Origin of the sequence: Pseudomonas sp. LS.1a (genome assembly GCF_022533585.1) — a bacterium.
Taxonomy (GTDB): Bacteria; Pseudomonadota; Gammaproteobacteria; order Pseudomonadales; family Pseudomonadaceae; genus Aquipseudomonas.
In genome coordinates this window covers 1,294,485-1,319,038 of the sequence record NZ_CP092827.1, presented here as the reverse complement: position 1 = coordinate 1,319,038, position 24,554 = coordinate 1,294,485, and the positions used below count along the sequence as shown (strand labels likewise).

General features: G+C 64.1%; 22 protein-coding genes and 1 riboswitch. Of the genes, 10 read left to right on the top strand and 12 right to left on the bottom strand.

The features are described 5' to 3' along the window. Window positions 1-97: 97 nt before the first annotated feature. A riboswitch (cobalamin riboswitch) is annotated at window positions 98-317 on the bottom strand. A gap of 167 nt (window positions 318-484) precedes the next feature. Both MKK04_RS06140 and MKK04_RS06135 read left to right on the top strand, forming a co-directional pair. Then, a complete protein-coding gene (locus tag MKK04_RS06140; protein ID WP_063911550.1) occupies window positions 485-1,063 on the top strand; it encodes a hypothetical protein in 579 nt (192 codons plus the stop codon). A 999-nt stretch (window positions 1,064-2,062) separates the two neighbouring features. Beyond that, a complete protein-coding gene (locus MKK04_RS06135; RefSeq protein ID WP_241106339.1) occupies window positions 2,063-3,370 on the top strand; it encodes a PQQ-dependent sugar dehydrogenase in 1,308 nt (435 codons plus the stop codon). Between the two features lie 114 nt (window positions 3,371-3,484). Here the strand turns inward: MKK04_RS06135 and MKK04_RS06130 are convergent, their stop codons facing one another. From MKK04_RS06130 to MKK04_RS06110, 5 genes are all read right to left on the bottom strand, one after another. After that, window positions 3,485-4,018, bottom strand: a complete 534-nt coding sequence (locus MKK04_RS06130) for a C40 family peptidase (protein ID WP_207829325.1) — start codon at window positions 4,016-4,018, stop codon at window positions 3,485-3,487. A gap of 139 nt (window positions 4,019-4,157) precedes the next feature. Then, window positions 4,158-4,811: a C40 family peptidase gene (locus tag MKK04_RS06125; RefSeq protein ID WP_063911548.1), complete on the bottom strand. Its 654-nt coding sequence runs from the start codon at window positions 4,809-4,811 to the stop codon at window positions 4,158-4,160. A 125-nt stretch (window positions 4,812-4,936) separates the two neighbouring features. Continuing rightward, window positions 4,937-5,644 (bottom strand): DnaA regulatory inactivator Hda, encoded by a 708-nt coding sequence (gene hda, locus MKK04_RS06120; protein WP_003252443.1) that lies wholly within the window; start codon window positions 5,642-5,644, stop codon window positions 4,937-4,939. A 162-nt stretch (window positions 5,645-5,806) separates the two neighbouring features. After that, on the bottom strand, window positions 5,807-6,880 hold the full coding sequence (locus MKK04_RS06115; RefSeq protein ID WP_207829327.1) for an AI-2E family transporter: 1,074 nt from the start codon (window positions 6,878-6,880) through the stop codon (window positions 5,807-5,809). A gap of 12 nt (window positions 6,881-6,892) precedes the next feature. Continuing rightward, a complete protein-coding gene (locus MKK04_RS06110) occupies window positions 6,893-7,960 on the bottom strand; it encodes a DUF2066 domain-containing protein (protein ID WP_241106338.1) in 1,068 nt (355 codons plus the stop codon). 340 nt (window positions 7,961-8,300) lie between these two features. Here MKK04_RS06110 and purM point away from each other — a divergent pair, with 340 nt between their 5' ends. The 4 genes from purM to MKK04_RS06090 all read left to right on the top strand — a co-directional run bounded on the left by purM (window position 8,301) and on the right by MKK04_RS06090 (window position 11,118). Next, on the top strand, window positions 8,301-9,359 hold the full coding sequence (gene purM / locus MKK04_RS06105; RefSeq protein ID WP_013971366.1) for a phosphoribosylformylglycinamidine cyclo-ligase: 1,059 nt from the start codon (window positions 8,301-8,303) through the stop codon (window positions 9,357-9,359). Further along, a complete protein-coding gene (gene purN, locus MKK04_RS06100) occupies window positions 9,359-10,012 on the top strand; it encodes a phosphoribosylglycinamide formyltransferase (RefSeq protein WP_063911546.1) in 654 nt (217 codons plus the stop codon). The genes purM and purN overlap by 1 nt, the downstream gene beginning before the upstream one ends. An 8-nt stretch (window positions 10,013-10,020) precedes the next feature. Continuing rightward, on the top strand, window positions 10,021-10,731 hold the full coding sequence (locus MKK04_RS06095) for a DUF3108 domain-containing protein (protein WP_063911545.1): 711 nt from the start codon (window positions 10,021-10,023) through the stop codon (window positions 10,729-10,731). A gap of 204 nt (window positions 10,732-10,935) precedes the next feature. Continuing rightward, window positions 10,936-11,118 carry a hypothetical protein gene (locus MKK04_RS06090; RefSeq protein ID WP_063911544.1) on the top strand — a complete coding sequence of 61 codons (183 nt, stop codon included), beginning with the start codon at window positions 10,936-10,938 and terminating at the stop codon, window positions 11,116-11,118. A 46-nt stretch (window positions 11,119-11,164) separates the two neighbouring features. Here the strand turns inward: MKK04_RS06090 and MKK04_RS06085 are convergent, their stop codons facing one another. The 7 genes from MKK04_RS06085 to MKK04_RS06055 form a co-directional block, all read right to left on the bottom strand. Beyond that, on the bottom strand, window positions 11,165-11,704 hold the full coding sequence (locus tag MKK04_RS06085) for a DUF2058 domain-containing protein (RefSeq protein ID WP_063911543.1): 540 nt from the start codon (window positions 11,702-11,704) through the stop codon (window positions 11,165-11,167). Between the two features lie 26 nt (window positions 11,705-11,730). Then, entirely contained in the window at window positions 11,731-12,564 is an 834-nt protein-coding gene (gene mazG, locus MKK04_RS06080) for a nucleoside triphosphate pyrophosphohydrolase (RefSeq protein ID WP_207829339.1), read from the bottom strand. A 124-nt stretch (window positions 12,565-12,688) separates the two neighbouring features. After that, window positions 12,689-14,929, bottom strand: a complete 2,241-nt coding sequence (relA, locus tag MKK04_RS06075; protein WP_207829349.1) for a GTP diphosphokinase — start codon at window positions 14,927-14,929, stop codon at window positions 12,689-12,691. Between the two features lie 96 nt (window positions 14,930-15,025). Further along, the gene (gene rlmD / locus MKK04_RS06070; protein ID WP_241106337.1) at window positions 15,026-16,384 is read right to left on the bottom strand and encodes a 23S rRNA (uracil(1939)-C(5))-methyltransferase RlmD; all 1,359 of its coding nucleotides are present in this window, start codon (window positions 16,382-16,384) and stop codon (window positions 15,026-15,028) included. Further along, on the bottom strand, window positions 16,385-17,284 hold the full coding sequence (gene cysM / locus MKK04_RS06065) for a cysteine synthase CysM (RefSeq protein ID WP_043936067.1): 900 nt from the start codon (window positions 17,282-17,284) through the stop codon (window positions 16,385-16,387). It lies immediately after the preceding gene. Between the two features lie 159 nt (window positions 17,285-17,443). Continuing rightward, window positions 17,444-18,835: a sensor histidine kinase gene (locus tag MKK04_RS06060; RefSeq protein WP_207829360.1), complete on the bottom strand. Its 1,392-nt coding sequence runs from the start codon at window positions 18,833-18,835 to the stop codon at window positions 17,444-17,446. A gap of 3 nt (window positions 18,836-18,838) precedes the next feature. Next, entirely contained in the window at window positions 18,839-19,558 is a 720-nt protein-coding gene (locus MKK04_RS06055) for a response regulator transcription factor (protein WP_137163180.1), read from the bottom strand. A 193-nt stretch (window positions 19,559-19,751) separates the two neighbouring features. Here MKK04_RS06055 and MKK04_RS06050 point away from each other — a divergent pair, with 193 nt between their 5' ends. The 4 genes from MKK04_RS06050 (at window position 19,752) to MKK04_RS06035 (ending at window position 24,522) form a co-directional block, all read left to right on the top strand. Further along, entirely contained in the window at window positions 19,752-22,508 is a 2,757-nt protein-coding gene (locus MKK04_RS06050) for a response regulator (protein ID WP_207829362.1), read from the top strand. 154 nt (window positions 22,509-22,662) lie between these two features. Continuing rightward, window positions 22,663-23,652 carry a 2-hydroxyacid dehydrogenase gene (locus MKK04_RS06045; RefSeq protein WP_233693953.1) on the top strand — a complete coding sequence of 330 codons (990 nt, stop codon included), beginning with the start codon at window positions 22,663-22,665 and terminating at the stop codon, window positions 23,650-23,652. 31 nt (window positions 23,653-23,683) lie between these two features. Beyond that, window positions 23,684-24,121 carry a hypothetical protein gene (locus tag MKK04_RS06040; RefSeq protein ID WP_004375491.1) on the top strand — a complete coding sequence of 146 codons (438 nt, stop codon included), beginning with the start codon at window positions 23,684-23,686 and terminating at the stop codon, window positions 24,119-24,121. Further along, entirely contained in the window at window positions 24,118-24,522 is a 405-nt protein-coding gene (locus tag MKK04_RS06035) for an META domain-containing protein (RefSeq protein WP_233687927.1), read from the top strand. The genes MKK04_RS06040 and MKK04_RS06035 overlap by 4 nt, the downstream gene beginning before the upstream one ends. The last annotated feature ends 32 nt before the right edge of the window (window positions 24,523-24,554 follow it).

Sequence of the window (24,554 nt, the reverse complement as noted above, 5' to 3'; positions counted from 1 at the left end):
CACGGCAACGCGAGGCGACAGGTAATAGGCGGGCAGACGGAGAACGCGCAGGGGCCGTGGCCGTAGGCCACGGTGCACCGCGCATCACCCTCCGTGATGCCGTTGGCAGTATCAGGCCGGTCTCCGGGCTTGTGAGCGGGCCTGGGCCCAGGCCTGCGCGCCTTCCCGGGTGCTGGCACCCAGTGGCCCTGCGCGGCCGCGACTCACCTACCGTTGCGGGGGCAGCGCCGGAATTGCGCCATGCTGGCACCCACCGGCTTCCCAGTTTCACCCTGCCCAGACGGGGCTGGCAGGGCACCTGAAACACGCGCGAAGGTTAGAGGGTTGCACCGGGAGCGTCAATCGAAGCGGGCCGCTTTGCAGCCGAACAGTCACCGCCCGGGTAATGGCCAATTCACCCGGTTGTGCCACACTGGATACAGTGATATCACATAGCCATCACTTTCAGCTGAACGCGATCACAACGACAACAGGAGAGCGCAGCATGCGAGGCCAGATCATCAACAACCCGCGCCTGGAGTTTCTTGCCCCGGTGCTGGAGCGCTGGGGCGACTGCATCGACCGCTTCAACCAGTTTGCCGGCGATGCCGAAGCACCGTACTGGCATGGGGCAGCCGCCAATACCGGGTTGCTTGCCGCGGCGGCCTGGCAGGCCGAGCTGGCGGCACTGCAGCAGTTTGCCGGCAAGAAGCAGCGCGATGAAGGTGAATACGAAGGGCGCTGCGACCTGTTGCTCAGCAGTGCCGGTGAAGCGCTATACCTCAGTGCCAGCCAGCGCTGGCCGAAAATCGCCCGGCTGGACATGGCCGACGCCCTGCAGCAGACCGCTGCCCTCGCCCGCCAGGTGGCCTACCCCAGCCAGTTGAAGGCCGGAGCGCTGTTCATCAGCCCGTGGAAGGCCGGCCAGCACGCCAGTCCCGAGGAACTGCAGGACCTGGTCGACGATCTGCAGAAACATACCGCCTGTGCCATCGCCTGGTACTTCCCGTATGCCTACCGCAAGTTGCACAACGAGCTGGGGCAGTATTTCCCGGGGGTGGCGTTGTTGCTCAAGCAGGCTTGAAGCAACTTCGGCTCGGGCCGGGGCCGGAACGCGTTAGCAAGGGCGACGTGGCCTCTGTGGGAGCGGGCATGCCCGCGAAGAATCCAACGCGGTGGCTGGCACCGCGTTGGATTCTTCGCGGCTAAAGCCGCTCCCACAGGGTACGCGGATTGCTTGCAATTTCAGTTATCTACGCAACAGCGCAGCCCCAAGGGTTGGGCCATCTCCCACAGAACGCCTGCTAAATCTTGCTCTTGATCTTGCTCTTGATCTTGATCTTGCTCTTGATCTTCGCGACTTCAGGAGGCCGAGCAGAGGTCTTGCGGAGGGAGGTGACGGGCATGGATGCCCGTCAAGCGCTGAGGCCCCATGGATGGGGCCTGCAGCGCGTACTCCCGGGAGCAAGACCGGCGCGAGGGAACCCCGGAGCGCAGCGCAGGGGCCGGATGATAGGAGCCAGCGTTTTTTGGTTACTTTTTGTCGCGTTTGACAAAAAGTGACCCGCCGTAAGGGCGGAAAGGTGAGTAAGCGTCGCCATCGTAAATGGACTATGCGCGAGATCAAAACCAGCACTTTTCCGCTCTTCGCTCTTCGCTTTCAAGCGTGGGCATCAACAACAGGGTCAACATTCATTTTCGAAGGTGGCGCTTATTCACCTTTCCGCCCTTACGGCGGGTCACTTTTTGTCAAACGCGACAAAAAGTAACCAAAAAACGCTGGCTCCTATCATCCGGCCCCTCCGCTGCGCTACGGGGTCCCCTCGCTACGGGCTTGCTCCCGGGAGTACGCGCCGCAGGCCCCATCCATGGGGCCTCAGCGCTTGACGGGCATCCATGCCCGTCACCTCCCTCCGCAAGCCCTTCGCTCGGCCTCCTGAAGTCGCAATCGGCGGCGCCTGAACTATCGCGCGCTTAGAAGCAAAAGCAAAAGCAAAAGCAACGACAGTTGGATGGCTGCCGGGAACCTGGCGAATATCGCCGACCTCTCAGTTCCATAGGCCCTGTTAGGAGGACACCGCCCATGAAACACCTGATGCCTTGGTTATTGGCCGCCAGCCTGACTGCCTGCGGCGAAACCGCGCGGCTGGATGTACTCGATGGCAGTGGCCCAACCCCCCAGTTGCCTGCTCCGGTCAAGACTACCCTCCCCACCGTGAATATCGCTCCAGCAGTGGGCTGGCCCAAGGACGTCAAGCCCGAAGCAGCACCAGGCACCCAGGTGAAAGCGTTCGCCAGCGGGCTCGACCACCCTCGCTGGCTATATCTGCTGCCCAACGGCGACGTGCTGGTAGCCGAAACCAATGCCCCGCCCAAGCCCGAAGATGGCAAGGGCCTGCGCGGTTGGGTGATGAAGAAGGTGATGAAGCGGGCAGGTGCAGGCGTGCCCAGCGCCAACCGGATCACCCTGCTGCGTGACGCCGACCACGACGGCGTGGCTGAAATCCGCACGTCCTTTATCGAAGAGCTCAACTCACCGTTCGGCATGGCCCTCGTCGGCAAGGACCTCTTTGTCGCCAACACAGACAGGCTGCTGCGCTTTCACTACGAGCCCGGAGCCTTGCAAATTCGCAATGAAGGCCAGCCGGTGGTCGAGTTGCCCGGCGGACCGCTCAACCACCACTGGACCAAGAACGTGATCGCCAGCCCCGATGGCAAGAAGCTTTTCGTGACGGTCGGCTCCAATAGCAACGTCGGCGAAAACGGCCTGGACAAGGAACAGGGGCGCGCCGCGATCTGGGAAGTGGACCCCACCAGCGGCCAGCACCGCCTGTTCGCCACAGGCCTGCGCAACCCTAACGGCCTGGCCTGGGAGCCAAACAGCGGTGCATTGTGGACCGCAGTCAACGAGCGTGACGAGATCGGCAGCGATCTGGTACCCGACTACATCACCTCCGTGAAGGACGGCGGTTTCTATGGCTGGCCCTACAGCTACTATGGCAGTCACGTGGATGAGCGCGTGCAACCACCAGCGCCTGAAAAAGTGGCCCAGGCGCTGGTGCCCGACTATGCCGTGGGCCCACACACGGCATCGCTGGGGTTGGCATTCGCCGAACCGAATGGACTACCAGCGCCCTTCGACCAAGGGGCATTCGTGGGCCAGCACGGGTCGTGGAACCGCAAGCCACACAGTGGCTACAAGGTTATTTTCGTGCCGTTCGACCCGTCAGGAAAACCCTCGGGCAAGCCTGTGGACCTGCTTACCGGGTTTCTGGATGAGCATGGCAAGGCCAAGGGTCGCCCGGTCGGCGTAATCAACGATGGGCGTGGTGGCGTGCTGGTGGCCGATGATGTCGGTAATGTGGTCTGGCGAGTGAGCAAGGCGCCATGAGCCCGGCCAGCGCGCACCCTGTGGGAGCGGCTTTAGCCGCGAAGAATCCAACGCGGTGCATGGCACCGGCTGCGCCGGTGTTCGCGGCTAAAGCCGCTCCCACAGGAATATCCGTCAGGGGTTCTGCGCCAGATGCCCTTGCGGAATCACGCGCTTGGCCTGCAGGTAAGCCTTGGCCCAGTAGCTGTTGGACAGGTAGTCCAGGCGCACCGTGCCACCGCTGGAAGGGGCATGCACGAAGCGCCCTTCCCCGACATAAATGCCGGCGTGGCTGACCTGCGAGCCGCCACTGGTGGCGAAGAACACCAGGTCACCGGACTGCAGCGACTTGGCATCCACGGTCGGCGCGCGCATGACGATCATCTCCCGCGTCGAACGCGGCAGGCTTATGCCGGCAGCATCACGGTAGACGTACTTGATCAGGCCACTGCAATCGAAACCGGAGTCCGGGGTGTTGCCGCCCCAGCGATAAGGCGTGCCCACCAGGCCGATGGCTCGCATCAACACGTCATCGGCAATCGGTGAAGGGCTAGGCTGGCTATAGGTAACCTGCGGCTGTACCACAGGGGCCGGCGCAGGAGCACGGCTGGAACAGGCAGCCAGCAAGGCTGCCAAGGAGATAAATGCGAAGCGCGCCATCTTTACCATGGCCAGAACATCCTGTCTGAGACCGCTGGGCCGCAGCCGAAAAGAGTTGAGAAATTAGATTAGCCGCTTTCTATAAATGCGCACGGCGGCGAGCTTTTTTCAAAGCATCGCCGCCGCGGCAGGATATATCATTTTGCTATCAGTTGCGCGCGATATTGGTGGTCGGCGCCATGGCCAAGGCGCGCTTGGCTTCGATGAAGGTCTTGCTCCAGTAACGGTCACCGAGGCTGTCGATGCGCACGCCACCGCTGCGGCGGCTGCTGGAGTGGATGAACTGGTTGTCACCCAGGTAGATGCCGGCATGGCTGACGCGGCCGCGGCCGTTGGTGCTGAAGAACAGCAGGTCACCTGGCTTGAGCTTGTTGCGGGCCACTTTCGGGGCATCGACGTTGATCATTTCACGCGTGGAGCGCGGCAGGGTCACACCCGCCTCTTCGCGGAACAGGTAGCCGATGAAGCCACTGCAGTCAAAGCCGGACTGCTCCGAGGTACCACCGAAGCGGTAGCGGGTGCCGATCAGCGACATGCCGCGCTCGAGAACGCTGTCAGCCAGAGCTGGCAGCTGGTAAGGCTTGCTGCTGGAGAAGGCCTCCAGGTCATCTTCGGTGGCCAGTTCTTCCGGCTCGCCGAATACCGACGAGGACGAGGCTTTGGCCTTGAACGCCGATTGTGCGGCGATGGGGTTGTGATCCTGAGGCTGCTGCTCTGAATGAGAAGCCGGGCCTTGGGCCGCGCAGCCAAAAAGCAGGGTCACGAGTGCGAGTGGCACGAGGGGTGCGAAGCGCTTCAGCATGGGCACGACCGTGTCTGTAATCCTTTAGAAGGGTGAAACTATGCCCTCTATCATGGCCATTTGCAAATTTTATCGAAAAAGATGTGACTTTTTTGTTTTGCCGCTCTGGCCCCGCGTTTTCGGGGTTACCAGCCCAGGGTTTCCTTGAGGAAAGGAATGGTGAGCTTGCGTTGTGCCTGCAGCGAGGCCTGGTCGAGGCGTTCGAGCAGGTCGAACAACGCACTCATGCTGCGTGCACCGCGGGTAAGAATGAAGTGGCCAACTTCGTCGGTGAGGTGCAGGCCACGACGCGAAGCACGCAGTTGCAAGGCACGCAGCTTGTCTTCGTCGGACAGGCCGCGCATCTGGAACACCAGGGCGAGGGTCAGCCGCGACTTCAGGTCCGGCAGCTTGATTGGCAGCTCGCGCGGCGATGCCGAGGCAGCCAGCAGCAGGCGCCGGCCGCTGTCACGCAGGCGGTTGAACAGGTGGAACATGGCCTCTTCCCAGTCCGCCTTGCCGGCGATCACATGCAGGTCGTCAATGCACACCAGTTCGTACTGGGCCAGGTAGTCGAGCAGCTCTACGCCACGATCGAGCAACTGCGCCAGTGGCAGGTAGACGGCTGGCTCGCCGCGTTGCTGGAAGCGGTGGGTGGCGGCCTGCAGCAGATGGCTACGGCCAACACCTTGCTTGCCCCACAGGTAGATAAGGCTCTCGGTCCAGCCGGCGTCGGCTTCGCATAGCCGCTCGACGTAGCCCAATGCCGCAGCATTGGCTCCCGGATAGTAGTTGATGAAGGTGGCGTCATCGCGCAGGCGCACACCCAGGGGCAACTGGATCGGTGGTTTCATGCTCGCGGGCGGTCGACAGGACCGCAGGGGGCCTTTGGTGAACAATCTGCAAAGTCTATACCCGCAACGCGGGGTGCACAATCACGGCAGCGGATAGCACAAGCAAAATCAACGAGTTGCGCTTTTTTTGCGCTGTTTTGGGGCTGCTTTGCAGCCCTTCCATCACAACTCCGGGTCGATATCCCCGGCATACATGTCCGATTCCTTGTACAGGTCATGCACATGCCGCAGCAGCACCATGATCACAGCCGCCACCGGCAGCGCCAGCAGCACCCCGGTAAAGCCGAACAGCTCACCGCCGGCCAGGATGGCGAAAATCACCGCCACCGGGTGCAGACCGATGCGGTCTCCCACCAGCAGAGGGGTCAGTACCATGCCCTCCAGTGCCTGCCCGACCATGAACACGGCGATGATGCCCAGCATCGGGTACAGGTCGCCGCCAAACTGGAACAGGCCCGCCACCAAGGCTGCGCCAATGCCGATGATGAAGCCCATGTACGGCACGATGGCAGCCAGCCCGGCGAGCATGCCGATCAGCAGCCCCAGCTCCAGCCCCACCAGCATAAGCCCGGCCGAATAGATGATGCCCAGGGCCACCATCACCATCAGTTGCCCGCGCACGAACGCCCCCAGCACTTCATGGCATTCGCCCGCCAGGCCCATCACCTGCGGCTCACGCTGGCGCGGCAGCAGGCCGCGCAGCTTGGCCATCATCAGGTCCCAGTCACGCAGCAGATAGAAACCCACCACCGGGATCAGCACCATGTTGGCCAGCCAGGCCATCAGCGCCAGGCCCGAAGCGGTGGCATGGGACAGCAGCACACCGACGATATCGGTGGTCTGCCCCATGTGCGTGCCGATGGCGGCCTTGATCTTGTCGAATTTCCAGAAGCCGTCAGCCAGGCCCAGGCGGCTCTGCACCCAGGGCAAAGCCACGTGTTCGAGCCAGTCGAGCATCTGCGGCGCCAGCTCGTACAGGCGCACCAGCTGCTTGGCCAGCAGCGGAACGAGCACCAGCAGCAAGGCCAGCAACAGCAAGGTGAACAGGCCGAACACCACCACCACGCCCCAGGTGCGCGAAAGCCCCAGGCGTTCCAGGCGATCCACCAGCGGGTCGGCCAGGTAGGCCAGCAGGATGCCGACCAGGAACGGGGTAAGAATGTTGTGCAGGCTATAAAGAAGCACAGCGACCAGCAGGGCAACACCCAGCCAGATCCAGCGACGTACGTCGGTCAAGGTGTGCTCCCCTTACCAGCGAAAACGCAAGCCGTCGAACGGCTTGGGTGCAGGCTGGGCCGGCACTGGTTGCCCGCCCCCGGCAGCGTCTGCCGGAGCTGGCGTGGCCGGCACCGCAGGCACCTGCTCTACCGGTACTTCCTGCAGCTTGGCCAGGCCGAGCTGGGCGCGCAGCTGATCGCGGTTGGCGGTGACACCGTAGGTCAGGGTGCCGCCTTCAGCCATTTGCAGACGCGGGCCAAAGGGTTCGAGCACGCGGGCAAGCTCGGCGTAGCGCTGCAGGTTCATCCCCTGCACTTGCACCTGCAACTGGCTGCTGGCACCCGGGCGGGTGACGTAGCGCGGCGCCAAGCGGCTGCTGAGCGCCAGCATCACGGCGTCAGCCAGCGCTGCCGGATCGGCGCCTTCGGCAGTGCCTTGCTCACGCTGGTCGCCCAGCCACAGCTGCCAATTGCCCTGCCACTTGCCATCGGCTTCCCGGGCATGCACCGCCAGCAAGGCATCGGCCCCGTAGCGTTCGGAGGCTTCCCGTAACGGGGCCGGGTCGCTGCCGTCGATGTGCTCGGCATTGGCCACCAGTTGCTCCTGCAGGTCGGCCAGCGGCAGGCGCAACGGCAGGCCACGGTGCTGGGCGGCACGGCGCAGGGGTTGGGCGCTGGCCTGGCCGTCACCGACAAGGTTACTGCCCTCGGCACTGTCGTTCAGCCACCAGCCGAGGATCGAGGGGCGGTTGCTGCCCCACAAGGCCAGGCCGGCCTTGCGCAAGGCCCGCTCGGTACTGCCAGGGTCGAACTCGACCAGCACCGACTCGGGTGGCCCGGCTTCGCTGCCAACCTGGTTGATGATTTGCTGCGGGTCCTTGCGCAACCCGGCCAATGCCGGGCTTTGCGCCGCCCTGGGGTCGCCGGTCAGGCGCGTTACCAGGGTATCGAGGGCCTTGGCGGTGGCCTCGGCACGGGCTTCGGCGCCCTGCCCGGTGACCGGCTCGCGCACCTGGTAAAGGCCGGAGACACTTTCAGCCTGGGCAGTGGCCGAGATCAGGGCCAGGCAACCGACCGCCAGAATATTGAAGAGACGCATGGAGGATTCCTGTCCACTTACCGCAATGCCTATACCTTATACACGGGGGCGCAAGGTAACCAGTCGCGAGGATGAAAGATTGGTTGCGGAGATTGCCGGGAAGTTGTGATGGATCTGGCAGGTGTCGCCTGCATGACGCAGCCCTTGTAGCGAGCACTCCCAACTTTTTACCCATTTTCATGCCCTGCCCGTCGGCCTGAGGATGGCCGCTGCCCGGCAACCCTGATAAAATCGCGCGCCTTCACAGACCACTGACGTTTCAGGCAGCCGCCGCTTACCAGCCGGCCTTGGCCGTCATGGTCGTTTTTTAAGAATCCCTCCCTCCTAAAGGCCTGGATCAATGAGCAAGCAACCCTCCCTGAGCTACAAGGACGCCGGTGTAGACATCGACGCCGGCGAAGCACTGGTCGAACGCATCAAGGGCGTGGCAAAACGCACCGCACGCCCTGAAGTCATGGGTGGCCTGGGCGGCTTCGGCGCCCTCTGCGAGATCCCGGCCGGCTACAAGCAGCCGGTGCTGGTCTCCGGCACCGACGGCGTCGGCACCAAGCTGCGCCTGGCACTGAACCTGAACAAGCACGACAGCATCGGCCAGGACCTGGTCGCCATGTGCGTCAACGACCTGGTCGTGTGCGGCGCCGAGCCGCTGTTCTTCCTCGACTACTATGCCACCGGCAAACTGAACGTCGACGTGGCCGCCACCGTGGTCACCGGCATCGGTGCCGGTTGCGAACTGGCCGGCTGCTCGCTGGTCGGTGGTGAAACCGCCGAAATGCCAGGCATGTACGAAGGCGAAGACTACGACCTGGCCGGCTTCTGCGTCGGCGTGGTGGAAAAGGCCGAGATCATCGATGGCTCCAAGGTTGCCACCGGTGACGCACTGATCGCCCTGCCGTCCTCGGGCCCGCACTCCAACGGCTACTCGCTGATCCGCAAGATCCTCGAAGTGTCCGCCACCGACATCGAGAACACCCAGCTGGACGGCAAGCCACTGACCGACCTGCTGATGGCGCCGACCCGCATCTACGTCAAGCCGCTGCTGCAGCTGATCAAGAACACCGGCGCGGTCAAGGCCATGGCCCACATCACCGGTGGCGGCCTGCTGGACAACATCCCGCGCGTACTGCCGGCCAACGCCCAGGCGGTCATCGACGTGGCCAGCTGGCAGCGCCCGGCGGTGTTCGACTTCCTGCAGGAAAAAGGCAACGTCGACGAGCATGAAATGCACCGCGTGCTGAACTGCGGCGTCGGCATGGTCATCTGCGTGGCCCAGGATCAGGTAGAAGCCGCCCTGAACGAACTGCGCGCCGCTGGCGAGCAGCCATGGGTGATCGGCCACATCGCCGAAGCCGCCGAGGGCGCTGCCCAGGTCGAGCTGCAGAACCTCAAGGCACACTGATGCCAAGCAAGACCTGCAATGTAGTGGTACTGCTGTCGGGCTCCGGCAGCAACCTGCAAGCGCTGATCGACAGCTGCCAAGGCCAGGACAGCCAGGTGCGCATCCGTGCGGTGGTTTCCAACCGTGCCGATGCCTACGGCCTGCAACGCGCCGCGGCGGCCGGCATCGACAGCGTCGTGCTCGAGCACACCCAGTTCGACGGCCGTGAAGCCTTCGATGCCGCGCTGATGGCGCGCATCGACGGTTTTGCCCCGGACCTGGTGGTGCTGGCCGGTTTCATGCGCATCCTCAGTGGCGACTTCGTGCGCCACTACCAGGGCCGCCTGCTCAACATCCACCCGTCGCTGCTGCCCAAATACAAGGGCCTGCATACCCACCGCCGGGCACTGGAGGCAGGCGACGCCGAGCATGGCTGCAGCGTACACTTCGTGACTGAGGAACTCGATGGCGGCCCACTGGTCGTACAGGCTGTGGTACCGGTGGCGTCTGACGACACCATCGAAAGCCTGGCACAGCGGGTACACCGCCAGGAGCACCTGATTTACCCGCTGGCGGTGCGCTGGTTCGCTGAAGGGCGCTTGCGTCTTGGCGAACAGGGTGCATTACTGGATGGCCAACCCCTGGCGGCCAGCGGTCACTTGATTCGATCCTAGGAGAATTTATGCGTCGCGCCCTGCTCTTGGCTCTCGCCGTGCTCGCCCTGCCCCTCCAGGCAGCTGATCTGAAGCCTTTCTCGGCCAGCTATACCGCCGACTGGAAGCAGCTGCCCATGAGCGGCACCGCCGAACGCAGCCTGGTCAAGAATGCCAACGGTACCTGGGACCTTAACTTCAAGGCCTCCATGATGATCGCCAGCCTGACCGAGCAAAGCTCCCTGCGCATGGACAACGACACCCTGCTGCCGCAGAAGTACCACTTCGAGCGTGGCGGCCTGGGCAAGGCCAAGAAGGTCGACCTGACCTTCGACTGGAACAGCAAGAAGGTCACCGGCAGCGACCGTGGCGACGCCGTCAGCCTGCCGCTGAACCGCGGCGTGCTGGACAAGTCGTCCTACCAGCTGGCCCTGCAGCATGACGTGGCCGCCGGCAAGAAGAGCATGACCTACCAGGTGGTCGACGGTGACGAGATCGACACCTACGACTTCCGCGTGCTGGGCACTGAGAAAGTCACCACCAAGACCGGCCAGGTCGATGCGGTGAAGGTCGAGCGCGTGCGCGACCCAAGCCAGAGCAAGCGCATTACCGAGCTGTGGTTCGCCAAGAACTGGGACTATCTGCTGGTGCAACTGCGCCAGGTCGAGACCGATGGCAAGGAATACGTGATCGTGCTGCAAGATGGCACGGTCGATGGCAAGCCGGTGAAGGGCAACTGAGCCAGCGCTGCCAGCAGTACCCGAAGCCCCGCCTGGTGCGGGGCTTTTTTCTGCACTGGAGAAGGCGCGCCCCCACATTTGACTGCGCTCCGGTTTCCATGAAACTTGTTTCATGCCCGTTTTATTTACTTAGCCTGCTAACAAACTCTATAAAGAGGTTGTGCGACACAGTGTCGCAGCCAACTGAAGCAGTGGAGTTTAGCGATGACAGTCCAAGTAACCGAACGCGACGAATCGAAAATGTCCCACGAAGGCCTGGCCGCTGGCGTGCGGATCTGGGATGTGCATCAACAAGGCCAGCTGGTAGGGATGTTCCACAACGAACACGAAGCGCACCAGTACCGTATAGAGCTGGAAAACCTGGAAAACCAGCGCGCCACGCAATGACTCGATCTTCAAATGAAAAACCCCGCCAAAGCGGGGTTTTTCGTGTTTACCACATCAGATCATCAGGGATCTTGTAGGCCGCGTACGGGTCGTCCTCGTCCGCTTCCTCGACATGGGTATTCAGCAGCAGGATACGGTTGGGGTCGCGCTCCTGGATCTTCAGCGCCGCCTCACGAGGGATCACCTCGTAGCCACCGGCAAACGACACCACGGCCAGCGCGCCATTGCTCAGCTTGGTGCGCATCAGGGCATTGACGGCAATGCGCTTGACCTTCTTGTCGTCGACGAAGTTGTAGTAGTCCTCGGTGCTCAGCTTCGGCAGGCGAGTCGCTTCGATCAGTTGCTTGATCTGCGCGGCCCGCGCCTTCTGTTCGGCTTTTTCCTGCTGTTGGCGGTTCAGTTCCTGGTCACGCTTGGCTTTCTCGGCCATGGCTTCCTTGGCCATGCGCTGCTGGCTGTCGTCCACCTCGACCTGGCCTTTGTGTTCCAGGCGTTTCTGTTTCTTCTCGGCCTTGTTGGCCTGGGAAACCTGTTTCTGGTTGACCAGACCGGCTTTGAGCAATTGGTCGCGAAGGGAAAGGCTCATGAATGTTCACTCACTTATGCAACAGCTCAGCCGCAGCTGGGCAGGTTCTTTTCCTGACGTTTGGCTTCCCCCCAAAGGGCATCCAGTTCGTCAAGGTTACAATCTTCGATGGGTCGGCCACTGTCGCGCAATGCCTGTTCGATGAAGCGGAAACGCCGCTCGAACTTGCGATTGGCACGGCGCAGGGCATGTTCCGGATCATGCTTGAGGTGGCGGGCCAGGTTGACGGTGGCGAACAACAGGTCGCCGATTTCATCCTCGAGCGCATCGGCATCGCCGTCGGCCATGGCCTGCAGCACTTCATCCAGCTCTTCGCGGACCTTGTCCAGCACCGGCAATGCCGCAGGCCAGTCGAAACCGACCGTGGCCGCGCGCTTTTGCAGTTTGGCTGCCCGCGACAACGCCGGCAATGCTGCCGGCACGTCGTCGAGCAGCGACAGCTGTTCGGGCTGGCTCTTTTCCGCGCGCTCTTCGGCCTTGATCTCTTCCCAGCGTGACTTGACCTGGGCCTCGCTCAGGCTGGGGGTGTCTACCGGCGCGTACAGCTCGCCGGTGGGGAACACGTGCGGGTGACGGCGAATGAGCTTGCGGGTGATGCTGTCGACCACGCCATCGAACTCGAAACGCCCCTCCTCGCGGGCCAGCTGGCTGTAGTAGACCACCTGGAACAGCAGGTCGCCCAGTTCACCTTGCAAGTGCTCGAAATCGCCGCGCTCGATGGTGTCGGCAACCTCGTAGGCCTCTTCGATGGTGTGCGGGACGATGCTCGCGTAGTTCTGCTTCAGGTCCCACGGGCATCCATACTGCGGGTCGCGCAGGCGGGCCATGAGGTGCAGCAGGTCTTCGAGGGTGTAGATCATGTAAGCAGGTCCTTCGGCGGTTGCTTCTTCGCGGGTGAACCCGCTCCCACAGATAAAGTGCACATCTGAAGATTTGCACCATCCCTGTGGGAGCGGGTTTACCCGCGAAGCAGGCACCGCGGTCTCAAGGGGTACGATTACGCCGCGTCTCGATGATGTTCGGCAACTGCGAGATCCGCCCCAGTAGGCGCCCCAGCGCGTCCAGGCCCGGAATCTCGATGGTCAGCGACATCAGCGCGGTGTTGTCTTCCTTGTTCGAGCGGGTGTTCACCGCCAGCACGTTGATCTTCTCGTTCAGCAATACCTGCGACACGTCGCGCAGCAGCCCCGGGCGGTCGTAGGCACGGATGACGATGTCGACCGGGTAGGTCTGCACCGGGATCGGCCCCCAGCTCACCTGGATCATGCGCTCCGGCTCCTTGCCCGCCAACTGCAGCACCGAGGCGCAGTCCTGGCGGTGGATGCTCACGCCGCGGCCCTGGGTGATGTAGCCGACGATGGCGTCGCCCGGCAGCGGCTGGCAGCAGCCGGCCATCTGCGTCAGCAGGTTACCGACCCCCTGGATCTGGATGTCACCACGCTTGCCGGTACGCGGCCCGGTAGGTTTGCGCGGTACCAGTTCGATCTGCTCGATGCGCTCGGGCTCCAGCAACTGCTGGGCGGCGTTGACCAGATGCGCCAGGCGCAGGTCGCCGGCACCGAGCGAGGCGAACATGTCCTCGGCGGTCTTGACGTTGGTCTTCTCGGCCAGGCGCTCGAAATCCACCTGCGGCAAGCCCAGGCGACTGAGCTCGCGTTCGAGCAAGGTCTTGCCGGCGGCGACGTTCTGGTCGCGTGCCTGCAGCTTGAACCAGTGCACGATCTTGGCCCGCGCCCGCGAGGTGGTGACGTAGCCCAGGTTGGAGTTCAACCAGTCACGGCTGGGGTTACCGTGCTTGCTGGTGATGATCTCGACCTGCTCGCCGGTCTGCAGGCTGTAGTTGAGCGGCACGATGCGCCCGTTGATCTTGGCGCCGCGGCAGTTGTGGCCGATTTCGGTATGCACGCGGTAGGCGAAGTCCAGCGGCGTGGCCCCCTTGGGCAAGTCGATGGCGTGGCCGTCCGGGGTGAATACGTAGACCCGGTCCGGCTCGATGTCGACCCGCAGCTGCTCGGCCAGGCCACCAATGTCGCCCAGCTCTTCGTGCCATTCCAGCACCTGGCGCAGCCAGGAGATCTTCTCTTCGTAATGGTTGGAGCTGGACTTGACGTCGGTGCCCTTGTAGCGCCAGTGGGCGCAAACCCCAAGCTCGGCTTCCTCGTGCATGCCGTGGGTACGGATCTGCACCTCCAGCACCTTGCCCTCGGGGCCGATCACTGCGGTGTGCAGCGAGCGATAGCCGTTCTCCTTGGGGTTGGCGATGTAGTCGTCGAACTCCTTGGGGATGTGCCGCCAAAGGGTGTGCACGATGCCCAGTGCGGTGTAGCAGTCGCGGATTTCCGGCACCAGCACGCGTACCGCACGCACGTCGTAGATCTGGCTGAATTCCAGGCCTTTGCGCTGCATCTTGCGCCAGATCGAATAGATGTGTTTCGCCCGGCCGCTGATGTCGGCCTTGACGCCAGTGGCCAGCAGCTCGTTCTGCAGCTGGTTCATCACCTCGCTGATGAAGCGCTCGCGGTCCAGCCGGCGCTCGTGCAGCAGCTTGGCGATCTGTTTGTACTGGTCAGGCTCCAGGTAGCGGAAGGACAGGTCCTCCAGCTCCCACTTGATGTGGCCGATACCCAGGCGGTGCGCCAGCGGCGCATAGATGTCGAACACCTCGCGCGCGACACGCAGGCGTTTTTCGTCGTCGGCGGCCTTGACCGCACGGATCGCACAGGTGCGTTCGGCCAGCTTGATCAGCGCCACGCGCACGTCGTCGACCATGGCCACGAGCATCTTGCGCAGGTTCTCGACCTGCGCCTGCGAGCCCAGCACCAGCGACTGCCGTGGGCTGAGGCTGGCACTGATGGCGGCCATGCGCAGCACGCCGTCGATCAGCTTGGACACCACCGGACCAAAGTGCTGGCTGACCTCGGCCAGGGTGACCTTGCCCTCGCGCACCGAGCGGTAGATGACCGCCGCCACCAGGGAGTCCTGGTCGAGCTTGAGGTCGGCGAGGATTTCGGCGATCTCCAGGCCCGCCTGGAAGCTGGACGTACCGTCCGCCCAGGAATGCTTGGCCGGGTTGCCCTTTTTCTCGACCTCATGGGCAAACTCGCAGGCCTCTTTCAGCGCTGCGCGATCCAGTGCCGAATCGACGCTTACCACATGGTCCAACCATGCTTCGAGATTGATACTGCCGTCGGTGTTGACCGGCTGGTGCACTCTCACCTGTACCATCTTTGTTTTACCTTTCCATACAGCACACCACGCGGGTGCGCTGGCAATCACCGTGCGGCCACCATTCCGTGCAAGCCGCACCAAGGGGCCAGTCAGCTAGCCCGCTTCGAATAACGCCATGGCCTCGACATGCGCCGTCTGAGGAAACATGTCGAGAATCCCGGCCCTTTTTAACCGGTACCCCTGGCCGACCAGCACTTGGGCGTCTCGCGCCAGCGTGGCCGGGTTGCACGATACATAGACCAGCCTTCTGGCCTTGAGGCGGGCGATGCCTTGCACCACCTCGAAAGCACCGTCGCGCGGTGGATCCAAGAGTACCGCAGAAAAGCCCTCGGCGGCCCATCCGGCGCCTGCCAAAGGCTGCGATAAATCGGCCTGAAAAAACCGTGCGTTATGCACATTGTTGTTCCGGGCATTGGCCGCGGCCCGATCGACCATGGCCTGCACACCTTCCACTGCTACCACTTCACGCGCCTGGCGAGCCAGTGGCAGGGCAAAGTTGCCCAGACCGCAGAACAGGTCCAGCACGCGCTCGTCGGCCTGCGGTGCGAGCCAGGCCAGGGCCTGCTCGATCATCGCCGTGTTGACCTGGGCATTCACCTGCACGAAATCACCTGGGCGCCAGGCCAGTTCCAGCTGCCACGGTGCCAGGGCAAAGCCCAGTTGCGCGGCCGGGTCCACTGGCGCCGGCTCACCTTCGCCCTGCAGCCACAACTGGGCATTGGCCTGCTCGCAGAACGCCTGCAGCCTGGCCAGGTCTTCGGCCGGCAGCGGTGCGACATGGCGCACTAACAGCGCCTCGGCGGTGCCGCTGAACAGTTCTACATGGCCCAGCGCCTGCGGCTTGCTCAGCGAGCGCAGCACAGTCGGCAGGTGGCGCAGAATCGACTGCAAGGGCTGTACCAGCACCGCGCAATCGTCGATGGCAATGATGTCCTGACTGGCTTCGGCGCGGAAGCCGACCTCCAGCTGGCGCGCCTTGACGTCCCAGCGCACGGCCACGCGGGCGCGGCGCCGGTAACCGAATTCCGGCCCGTTCAGCGGTGCAGCCCACTCGTCGGGCTGCACACCGGCCACCCGCTGCAGCTGTTCGGCCAGGGTGCGCTGCTTGAGCGCCAGCTGCGCCTGGTGCGGCAGGTGCTGCAGGTTGCAGCCACCGCAGCGCTCGTAATACCGGCACGGTGCCTGACGGCGCTCGGGGCTGGCCTGCAACAGGCGCTCCAGGCGGGCCTCGACCACTTTGCCACGGGCATTGAGCACCCGCGCCTCCACGGCCTCGCCGGCCAGGGCGCCACTGACGAACCAGGTGCGCCCCTCGTGGAAGGCTATACCCCGGCCATCACCGGCCAGGCGCTCGATTTCCAGGCGCTGCTTCTTGCCCACGGGGACCTGGGGGCTGCGGTTGCCGCCGGCCGGCTGAAAGCGCAGGCCGCTGTTGCTTTTCTTCTTGGACATTTAGCTCGGGTCGAACAGGCCGGTGGACAGGTAACGGTCGCCGCGGTCGCAGATGATCGCGACCATCGTGGCATTTTCCACCTCGCGAGACAGGCGCAGCATGGCCGCGACTGCACCACCGGAAGACACGCCGCAGAAAATGCCCTCTTCACGGGCAAGGCGGCGGGTGGTTTCCTCGGCTTCCTGCTGCGACATGTCGACCACGCGGTCGACGCGGCTGGCGTCGAAGATTTTCGGCAGGTATTCCTCGGGCCAGCGGCGGATGCCTGGAATGGCAGAACCTTCCATTGGTTGCAGGCCAATGATCTGCACCGCCGGGTTCTGTTCCTTGAGGTACTGCGAGCAGCCCATGATGGTACCGGTGGTACCCATGGAACTGATGAAATGGGTGATGGTGCCCTGGGTCTGCTGCCAGATCTCGGGGCCGGTGCTGTTGTAGTGGGCGATCGGATTATCGCCGTTGGCGAACTGGTCCAGTACCAGGCCACGGCCTTCGGCTTGCAGCTTCTCGGCCAGGTCACGGGCGCCTTCCATGCCCTCTTCCTTGGTCACCAGGATCAGCTCGGCGCCGTAGGCGGTCATGGCGGCCTTGCGCTCGGCGGTGGAGTTGTCGGGCATGATCAGGATCATCTTGTAGCCCTTGATCGCCGCCGCCATCGCCAGGGCGATGCCGGTGTTGCCGGAAGTGGCTTCGATCAAGGTGTCGCCGGGCTTGATCTGGCCGCGCAGTTCGGCGCGGGTGATCATCGACAATGCCGGGCGATCCTTCACCGAGCCGGCGGGATTGTTACCTTCGAGCTTGAGCAGAAGGGTGTTGCTGGTTTCGCCAGCGATACGCTGCAGGCGAACCAGGGGCGTATTGCCGACGCAATCGGCGATGGTTGGGTACTGCAAGGTCATGGCGTATTTCACAATCCGGACGGCAGGGGTGCCTATCATACCGGCAAACCCTTCGTCGCCATATCACGCAATCTGTGGTGGATATAGCTACAAGCTATATCGATAGCTTGTACCGGCCCTTTCGCGGGCGAACCCGCTCCCACAGGGACTCCACTGGCCTCAAGAGTAGTGATGAACCTGTGGGAGCGGGTTCACCCGCGAAGGGGCCGGCACATGTAATGGCAAGCGCATCCACAGTCGCAGCCCGCGCTTGCCATTCTGCGCCCACAAGGTGCCACCCTGGCGCTGGATGGCACTGCGGGCGATGCTCAGCCCCAGACCGAAACCGCCATCCCCTGGGCGCGAACCGTCCAGCCGCGAGAACGGTGCAAAAATCCGCTCCAGGTCTTCTTCGGCCACGCCTCCGCCCTCATCCTCCAGCCACAGCCACCAATAACTGCCCTCACGCTGCCCACCAAGGCGCACCACACCCTCGGCCGGCGAGTGACGAATGGCATTGCGCAACATGTTCTCCAGCGCCTGGGCCAGGTGGTTGAGGTTGCCCTGCACCCAGCAGTCGGCCGGCACTTCGCAGCGTAGCCGCGCCGGTGCCCAGCCGCTTTCGTAGCTGGCATTCTCGGCCAGCAGCTCCCACAGCGCCTGCACCTCGATCGGCTCCAGGTTCATCGGCGCACGTTCGGCATCCTGCCAGGCCAGTTGCAGGGTATCCTCGACCAGTTGCTGCATGCAGTCCACCTCCCGTGTCAGGCGTTCGCGCAGGCGCTGCAGGTCGGTTTCGCCATCGCAGGCCACCCGCAGCCGACTGAGTGGCGTCCGCATTTCGTGAGACAGGTCACGCAGCAACTGCTGCTGCATGGCTACCGTGCCCTGCAGCCGCTCGGCCATCTGGTCGAAGGCACGGGCCAGTTCGCCCAGCTCGTCATGCCGGGCGATGGTGCGTGGGTCGAGGCGAGCGGACAACTGGTCGGCGCGCCAGGCATTGGCCTGCTCGCGCAACTGGTTCAACGGCACGATCAGCATGCGGTACAGCCCCACGCACAACAGCAGGGTGAACAGACCGGGAATGATGCCGTTGGTGACGATACGCCACAGCACCCGGTACTGGCCGGGGTTGAAGCGCTGCGGCAGCTCGATCACCAGCATGCCCTGCTCCGGTGCCCCCGGGAACGGTATGCGCAGCCACGGCTGCTCGACGCTGCGCCGGCTCATCGGCCAGTCGACACCGCGCAGGCGGGTCAGCCGCTGCATGGTCTGTGGGCCGACGCTGGCGCTGTCGAGCGGCCGCAGGTTGAGGTCGAACACACCAATCCAGCCGCGTTCGCGCTGGTGCATCGCCGCCACCCAGCGGTCCAGCCCTGCCCGCCCACCACTGCGCCAGGCCTGCTCGGCCTCGGCGGCATAGCCACGCAAGGCCTGCCGCGCAGGCTCCGAGAGGAAGGCATTCTGGGTCTCCATGTGCCGGCCCCAGGTGTAACTGAGGCCGATCATCAGCAGGCAAAAGCCCACCAGCAGGATCGCCAGCTTCCAGAACAGCGAGTGGCGGTCGAGCATGGGTTACTCCGCCTCGCTGGCGCTGAGCACGTAACCCTTGCCCCACACGGTACGAATCTGCCGCTCGTGATAGCCGATACCCTTGAGCTTGCGGCGTATCTGGCTGACGTGCATGTCCAGGCTGCGGTCATGCCGCGAATAGCCTCGCTGCAGCACTTGCTGGTAAAGGAACGGCTTGCTCAGCACTTCGTCGAGGTTGCGGTTGAGGATATCGAGCAGGCGGTATTCGCTGGGGGTCAGGCCGGCCAGGCGGCCATCCAGGCGCACGTCGCACAGCGCCTCGTCATATTGCAACTCACCATTGGCGGCCTGCACCTGCGGGGCTTGATGGCGCCGCTCGAGGGCCACGCGGCGCAGGATAGCCTCGATGCGCACCTGCAGCTCGGCCATGCTGAACGGCTTGGGCAGGTAGTCGTCGGCACCGCGCTGGAAACCGCTGATGCGGTCGGCCTCGGCGCCCAGCGCCGACATCAGGATCACCGGCGTGGCGCTGCGCTTGCGCAACTGTGCCAAGGCATCCAGACCGTTGAGCCCGGGCAGCAGGATGTCCAGGAGCACTACATCGAAAGCCTGGCGCCCCGCCGTTTCCAGGCCCTCCAGGCCATTGCGGCACCAGGTCACCCGGAAACCGCCGCGCTGCAACTCTTCGTGCAGGTAGGCACCCAGGACCGGGTCATCCTCGATGGCAAGAATATTGGAGCTGTGAATAGATACAGGATTCATTGGCAACTGCCACACATTCTCAATTACGCAATTATTGAGCATGCAGCGCCTGCCAGGCAACCGCCCTGCGACCAATGCCCCTGCAAGGGCGCAAAACACGTACTTAAAAGGTGCAATAGCACGGCAGGCGGAGTAACTTCCCGGCTTGGCCGTCATCGCTTGACGGCGTCCAGGCACATGACAGGAGGCGAGTGTGCTCGATCGCTTGGGAATTCGCAGCCGGGTCCTGCTGCTGGCCCTGCTGCCGGCCGGCCTGATGGCCGTGGTGCTGGGTAGTTACTTCACCTGGCTGCAACAGAACGACCTGCGCACCCAGCTGCTACAACGCGGCAAGATGATCGCCGAGCAACTGGCGCCGCTGGCCGCGCCCGCCATGGCCAAACTGGCACCGGCGCAGCTGGAGCGCATTGCCGCGCAAACCCTGGAGCAGGCCGATGTGCGCGCCGTCGCCTTCCTGGGCCCGGACCGCACGCGCCTGGCCCACGCCGGCCCGAGCATGCTCAACGAGCCGCCCAGCGGCGGCACCGGCACCCAGCTGTTGCAACGCAGCGGCAATGACGCCACCCGCTACCTGATGCCGGTATTCGGCCACCACCGCGACCTGGCCACCGATGCCGTGCCGGCCGAAGCCGAACGCCTGCTGGGCTGGGTCGAGATCGAGCTGTCCCACGACGGCACACTGCTGCGCGGCTACCGCAACCTGTTCACCAGCCTGCTGCTGATCCTTGCCTGCCTGGTGCTCAGCGGCCTGCTGGCACTGCGCATGAGCCGCACCATCAACGACCCTATCAAGCGCATCAAGCACGCGGTCAACCAGCTGAAGGACGGCCACCTCGAAGAACGCTTACCGGCCATGGGCAGCCATGAGCTGGACGAACTGGCGCGCGGTATCAACCGCATGGCCGAAACCCTGCACAACGCCCACGAAGAGCTGCAGCACAGCATCGACCAGGCCACCGAGGATGTGCGCCAGAACCTGGAAACCATCGAGATCCAGAACATCGAGCTGGACATGGCGCGCAAGGAGGCCCTGGAGGCCAGCCGCATCAAGTCGGAATTCCTGGCCAACATGAGCCACGAAATCCGCACCCCGCTCAACGGCATCCTCGGTTTTACCCACCTGCTGCAGAAAAGCGAGCTGACCCCGCGCCAGCTGGACTACCTGAGCACCATCGAGAAGTCCGCCGACAACCTGCTGGGGATCATCAACGAGATCCTCGACTTCTCCAAGATCGAGGCCGGCAAGCTGGTGCTCGACAGCATCCCGTTCAACCTGCGCGACCTGATCCAGGACACCCTGACCATCCTCGCCCCGGCCGCCCACGCCAAGCAGCTGGAGCTGCTCAGCCTGATCTACCGCGATACCCCGTCGTCGCTGATCGGCGACCCGTTGCGGCTCAAGCAGATCCTTACCAACCTGGTCAGCAACGCCATCAAGTTCACCCGCGAAGGCACCATCGTCGTGCGCGCCATGCTCGACGACGAGCACGAAGACAGCGCGCAGCTGCGCATCAGCGTGCAGGACACCGGCATCGGCCTGTCGCCGCAAGATGTGCGTACGCTGTTCCAGGCCTTCAGCCAGGCCGACAACTCGCTGGCCCGCCAACCTGGCGGCACTGGCCTGGGGCTGGTGATTTCCAAGCGCCTGATCGAGCAGATGGGCGGCGAAATCGGCGTCGACAGCACCCCGGGCGAGGGTTCGCAGTTCTGGATCAGCCTCAACCTGCCCAAGGCCCACGACGGTGTCGAGGAGATGCCGCTGCAACCGCTGCTGGGCCGACGCGCGGCCATCGTCGATGGCCACGAACTGGCGCGCCAAGCACTGGAACACCAACTGGAAGACTGCGGCCTCAGCGTCAGCCTGTTCGCCTCCTACGACCAGTTGCTGCAGGGCGTGCAGGCCGCCAGCCAGGCCGGCCAGCCGTTCGAGTTCGCCGTGCTCGGGGCCAACCTGGGCAACCTGTCACCCGAGCAACTGGGCCATTACCACCAGCAGCTCGAACGCTACCATTGCCAGTGTGTGGTGCTGTGCCCGACCACCGAGCAGGCGCTGTACCACCCTTACCTGCCCAACGGCCATGGCCAATTGCTGTCCAAGCCGACCTGCACACGCAAACTGCGCCGCCTGTTGCTGGAACTGGTGCAACCGCGCCGCCCGCATGGCGAGGCGAACAGCGTCAACGGCCAGCGCCAGCCGAAAATCCTCTGCGTCGACGACAACGCCGCCAACCTGCTGCTGGTGCAGACCCTGCTCGAAGACCTGGGCGCCGAGGTGCTGGCGGTCGATAACGGCTATGCGGCGGTGCAGGCGGTGCAGAGCGAGCCGTTCGACCTGGTGCTGATGGATGTGCAGATGCCCGGCATGGACGGCCGCGCCTGCACCGAGCAGATCCGCCTGTGGGAAAACACCCAAAGCGGCAACCCGCTGCCGATCGTCGCCCTCACCGCCCACGCCATGGCCAACGAGAAACGCGCATTGCTGCACGGTGGCATGGACGACTACCTGACCAAGCCGATCAGCGAGCGGCAGTTGGCCCAGGTGGTGATGAAATGGACCGGCCTGAGCCTGGGAGCACCGCAGCAGGAGCGGCTGGGCGAACAACTGGCCAACGGCGAAGAACTGAAGGTGCTTGACCCCGAGGAAGGGCTGCGCCTGGCCGCTGGCAAGGCGGACCTGGCGGCCGACATGCTGAGCATGCTGCTGACCTCGCTGGAGGCCGACCGCCAAGCCATACGCGCCGCCCGCGAGGCTGACGACCGCAGCAGCCTGATCGAGCAGGTGCACCGCCTGAACGGCGCCTCGCGTTATTGCGGCGTACCGCAGTTGCGGGCCGCCTGCCAACGCAGCGAAACCTTGCTCAAGCAGGAGAACCCGCAGGCACAGCAGGCGCTGGATGAACTGGATGCGGCAATCAATCGCTTGGCGGCGCAGGCCAGATTGAGCGCCTGACACAGGTTCCTGTGGGAGCGGGCGTGCCCGCGAACACGGGCGAAGCCCGTGCCATCCACCGCGAAGTCTTCTTCGCGGGCACGCCCGCTCCCACAGTGGCCCGCGCCATATTCAAGGTATGCTGTACCTCCTGCAGTGGAAAAAGGAACCCACCATGCGCGCCCTGTTGTTCAGCAGCCAGCACTACGACCAGGAAAGCTTCACCCGAGCCGCCAGCGGCACCACCCTGGACCTGCACTTCCAGCCCGCCCGCCTGACCCTCGATACCGCTGCCCTGGCCGATGGCTACGAGGTGGTCTGCGCCTTCATCAATGACGAACTCGACGCCCAGGTGCTGCAACGCCTGGCCGCAGGCGGTACGCGCCTGGTCGCCCTGCGCTCGGCAGGCTACAACCATGTCGACCTGGCCGCCGCCCGGCGCCTGGGCCTGACCGTAGTGCGGGTGCCGGCCTACTCGCCACACGCCGTGGCCGAGCACGCCGTGGCGCTGATCCTGGCCCTCAACCGGCGCCTGCACCGGGCCTACAACCGCACCCGCGAGGGTGACTTCACCCTGCACGGGCTGACCGGCTTTGACCTGCACGGCAAGACCGTCGGCGTGGTCGGTACCGGCCAGATCGGCACCGCCTTCGCCCGCATCATGGCCGGTTTCGGCTGCCAGTTGCTGGCCTATGACCCCTACCCCAACCCCGAGCTGCTGGCCCTGGGCGCGCGCTACCTGCCATTGCCCGAGTTGCTGCGCGAAGCCCGCGTCATCAGCCTGCACTGCCCGCTGACCGAGCACACCCGGCACCTGATCAATGCGCAAAGCCTGGCCCAGCTGCAGCCCGGCGCCATGCTGATCAACACTGGCCGCGGCGCGCTGGTCGACACCCCGGCGCTGATCGACGCGCTGAAGAGCGGCCAGCTCGGCTACCTGGGCCTGGACGTCTACGAAGAAGAAGCCCAGCTGTTCTTCGAGGACCGCTCCGACCTGCCGCTGCAGGACGACGTACTGGCCCGCCTGCTGACCTTCCCCAACGTGATCATCACCGCCCACCAGGCTTTCCTTACCCGCGAGGCACTGGATGCCATCGCCGCGACCACGCTGGACAACATCAACTGCTGGGCGGCAGGCAATCCACAGAATCTGGTGACGGGTTAGTGCTAGGATACGCGGCATTTCTGGAGGACCCATGGTCGAGCACGATTTCCGCTACACCCTTTTCAACCCGCAACACACCCTGATCGAGTGCCGTGCACTGGTGCCGGGCCGTTACCAGGTCACCGGCAATGGCGGTTCGATGCACAAAGGCGACACCCTGCTGGTCACCCTCAAGGGCAGCAAGGACTTGTCCATGCGCCTGACGGTGGAGAGCGTGCGTCACCTGATCAACCCGCGCGGCCAGTGGGTTGCCGTGGCCAGCGGCCCGGTGTTCAACGAACTGGAAATCCTCACCTGGCAGGTCGCCTGCGACAGCTGCGACGCCGTGCTGGACTTCGAGTTCGCGGTAGACGCCAAGCTGGGCAAGAAAGCCCGCCAGCCGGCCGCTAGCGCGCGCGTTGCCGAGCTGGGCTGGGCCAGCCGTGGCGAGAAGCACCTGTGCCCGCGTTGCCAGGAGAGCGCCGAGTGAAGAATCTGCTGACCGGCGTGCTGATTGCCACCGGCCTGCTCGGCTGCGCCGCGGAACCTCCCAAACTGCAGCAGGAGCGCAGCTACGTGCTGGAGTGGATCGGCGAACGGCCGCTGATCGACTACAGCCACCTGACCCTTACCCTTGCCAGCGATGGCCGTGCCTATGGCAATGGCGGCTGCAACCACTGGTTTGCGCCGTACACACTGGACGGCGAGCACCTGAGCTTCGGCAAGGTCGGCAAGACCCGCAAGCTGTGCGCACCGGCGTTGATGGAGCAGGAGAAGCGCTTCCTGCAGGCGCTGGAAACGGTACAGCGCTGGGATGTGTCGCCTATCGAGCAGATGCGTTTCTGGCCGGCCGAAGGCAAGCCGCTGCGCTTCTGGCCTGAGGAAGGCTGAATATTGCCGGGGCCGCTTTGCGGCCCCAAAAT

What these genes read in the sequence shown, in the direction of transcription:
- MKK04_RS06040 (WP_004375491.1), top strand. Translation starts at nt 23,684, where the DNA reads ATGGTCGAGCACGATTTCCGCTACACCCTTTTCAACCCGCAACACACC.
- hda (WP_003252443.1), bottom strand. Translation starts at nt 5,644, where the DNA reads ATGAAACCACCGATCCAGTTGCCCCTGGGTGTGCGCCTGCGCGATGAC.
- MKK04_RS06110 (WP_241106338.1), bottom strand. Translation starts at nt 7,960, where the DNA reads ATGCGTCTCTTCAATATTCTGGCGGTCGGTTGCCTGGCCCTGATCTCG.
- MKK04_RS06130 (WP_207829325.1), bottom strand. Translation starts at nt 4,018, where the DNA reads ATGGTAAAGATGGCGCGCTTCGCATTTATCTCCTTGGCAGCCTTGCTG.
- relA (WP_207829349.1), bottom strand. Translation starts at nt 14,929, where the DNA reads ATGGTACAGGTGAGAGTGCACCAGCCGGTCAACACCGACGGCAGTATC.
- rlmD (WP_241106337.1), bottom strand. Translation starts at nt 16,384, where the DNA reads ATGTCCAAGAAGAAAAGCAACAGCGGCCTGCGCTTTCAGCCGGCCGGC.
- purN (WP_063911546.1), top strand. Translation starts at nt 9,359, where the DNA reads ATGCCAAGCAAGACCTGCAATGTAGTGGTACTGCTGTCGGGCTCCGGC.
- MKK04_RS06045 (WP_233693953.1), top strand. Translation starts at nt 22,663, where the DNA reads ATGCGCGCCCTGTTGTTCAGCAGCCAGCACTACGACCAGGAAAGCTTC.
- MKK04_RS06090 (WP_063911544.1), top strand. Translation starts at nt 10,936, where the DNA reads ATGACAGTCCAAGTAACCGAACGCGACGAATCGAAAATGTCCCACGAA.
- cysM (WP_043936067.1), bottom strand. Translation starts at nt 17,284, where the DNA reads ATGACCTTGCAGTACCCAACCATCGCCGATTGCGTCGGCAATACGCCC.
- MKK04_RS06055 (WP_137163180.1), bottom strand. Translation starts at nt 19,558, where the DNA reads ATGAATCCTGTATCTATTCACAGCTCCAATATTCTTGCCATCGAGGAT.
- MKK04_RS06060 (WP_207829360.1), bottom strand. Translation starts at nt 18,835, where the DNA reads ATGCTCGACCGCCACTCGCTGTTCTGGAAGCTGGCGATCCTGCTGGTG.
- MKK04_RS06135 (WP_241106339.1), top strand. Translation starts at nt 2,063, where the DNA reads ATGAAACACCTGATGCCTTGGTTATTGGCCGCCAGCCTGACTGCCTGC.
- MKK04_RS06085 (WP_063911543.1), bottom strand. Translation starts at nt 11,704, where the DNA reads ATGAGCCTTTCCCTTCGCGACCAATTGCTCAAAGCCGGTCTGGTCAAC.
- MKK04_RS06140 (WP_063911550.1), top strand. Translation starts at nt 485, where the DNA reads ATGCGAGGCCAGATCATCAACAACCCGCGCCTGGAGTTTCTTGCCCCG.
- MKK04_RS06095 (WP_063911545.1), top strand. Translation starts at nt 10,021, where the DNA reads ATGCGTCGCGCCCTGCTCTTGGCTCTCGCCGTGCTCGCCCTGCCCCTC.
- purM (WP_013971366.1), top strand. Translation starts at nt 8,301, where the DNA reads ATGAGCAAGCAACCCTCCCTGAGCTACAAGGACGCCGGTGTAGACATC.
- mazG (WP_207829339.1), bottom strand. Translation starts at nt 12,564, where the DNA reads ATGATCTACACCCTCGAAGACCTGCTGCACCTCATGGCCCGCCTGCGC.
- MKK04_RS06125 (WP_063911548.1), bottom strand. Translation starts at nt 4,811, where the DNA reads ATGCTGAAGCGCTTCGCACCCCTCGTGCCACTCGCACTCGTGACCCTG.